The organism is Streptomyces sp. NPDC049585, from assembly GCF_040675615.1.
Taxonomy (GTDB): Bacteria; Actinomycetota; Actinomycetes; order Streptomycetales; family Streptomycetaceae; genus Streptomyces; species Streptomyces luteosporeus.
On record NZ_JBFAPE010000076.1, the window covers coordinates 1 to 1,384 of the forward strand.

Here is a 1,384-nt window from a genome sequence, read left to right on the forward strand (position 1 = left end):
ACGAGCGCAAGCCAGAACACTTCCTCGCCTTCACGGCCATCGCCGCGACCCTGATATGTCACCGCAGACTGGCCAAGTGAAATGACGTTTTAGAGGTCATCTCAATTGGTGATCAAGCCGCCCGTGAGAGTCAGCGGTCAGCGTAGGCGCGGTGACTTGACCGCGATGTGAAACTTGCGGCATGGACATGGGGCGTGAGTCGCGGTGGGAGAAGGACGCAATGACGGTGGAGATCGTTTTCGCCCTGGTGACTGCCGCCGTGCTGGCTGGGGTGATCTTTGCCGTCGCCTGGACTCTCGTCCTGATCCTTGGCCTCTCCGGTTCGACAGAAAAAGGCGTGTTGGCAGGTGGCGCCCTGCTCGGGGCGACGGCCGGAGTGTGGCGTCTGGTACGGGTGCTGCTTCGGTTCGATGAGCAGCGCCGAATGGGCCACTGACTACGGTCTTACCCTTGCGGTCGGTAGCCTCCCGGCGTGGGAATCGTTGAGCGGCTGGTGCCGGATGAGTTGTGGCAGTTATTCCAGCGCGTGGTTCCGGAAGCGCCATCGCGGCCGCAGGGTGGTGGGCGGCGTCGCCACGGTGACCGCGAGGTGCTGGCGGCGATCGTGTTCGTGGCGACGTCGGGATGCACGTGGCAGCAGCTGCCCTCGGCGTCGTTCGGGCCGTCCGGGGCGACGGCCCACCGCCGGTTCACCGAGTGGACGAAGGCCAGGGTGTGGGCCAAGTTCCACCGCCTGGTCCTCGACGAACTCGGCTCCCGCGGTGACCTGGACTGGTCGAGGTGCGCGATCGACTCTGTGAACATGCGGGCCCTGAAAAGGGGGACCTGACAGGTCCGAATCCTGTCGACCGAGGCAAGTACGGGTCGAAGATCCATCTGATCACCGAACAGACCGGTCTGCCCCTGTCCGTCGGCATCTCCGGCGCCAACGTCCACGACAGCCGGGCCCTGATACCGCTCGTGAAAGGCATACCTCCGATTCGGTCCCGCCGAGGACCTCGCCGACGCAGGCCCGCCAAGCTCCACGCCGACAAGGGCTACGACTACCACCACCTGCGGCAATGGCTGGCACGGCGCGGTATCCGACACCGCATCGCCCGCAAAGGGATCGAGGCCTCACAGCGGCTCGGACGACACCGGTGGACCATCGAACGCACCATGTCCTGGCTCGCCGGCTGCCGACGGCTCCACCGCCGCTACGAACGCAAGGCCGAGCACTTCCTCGCCTTCACCAGCATCGCCTGCACCCTCATCTGCTACCGCAGACTCACCAATTGAGATGACCTCTTAGACCGTGTCCTATGTGGTGAGGCGACGTTGACTGTGCATGGGGCGGGGTACGTGGAGTTGGATTGTTCCGGACGGGTTGTGGGAGATCGCGAAG

2 protein-coding genes are annotated in these 1,384 nt (G+C 64.7%); both read left to right on the plus strand.

The window, feature by feature from the left end; translation table 11 throughout:
- Positions 1 to 181: 181 nt before the first annotated feature.
- Positions 182 to 436, plus strand: coding sequence for a DUF6332 family protein (locus AB0K17_RS30705; protein ID WP_365967774.1), 255 nt, complete (start codon positions 182 to 184; stop codon positions 434 to 436).
- A gap of 42 nt (positions 437 to 478) precedes the next feature.
- Positions 479 to 1,278 (plus strand): IS5 family transposase gene (locus tag AB0K17_RS30710; RefSeq protein WP_365967777.1). Its coding sequence is split into 2 segments (ribosomal slippage): positions 479 to 818 and positions 818 to 1,278, totalling 801 coding nucleotides; the frame shifts between segments, so codons are not numbered across the junction.
- The last annotated feature ends 106 nt before the right edge of the window (positions 1,279 to 1,384 follow it).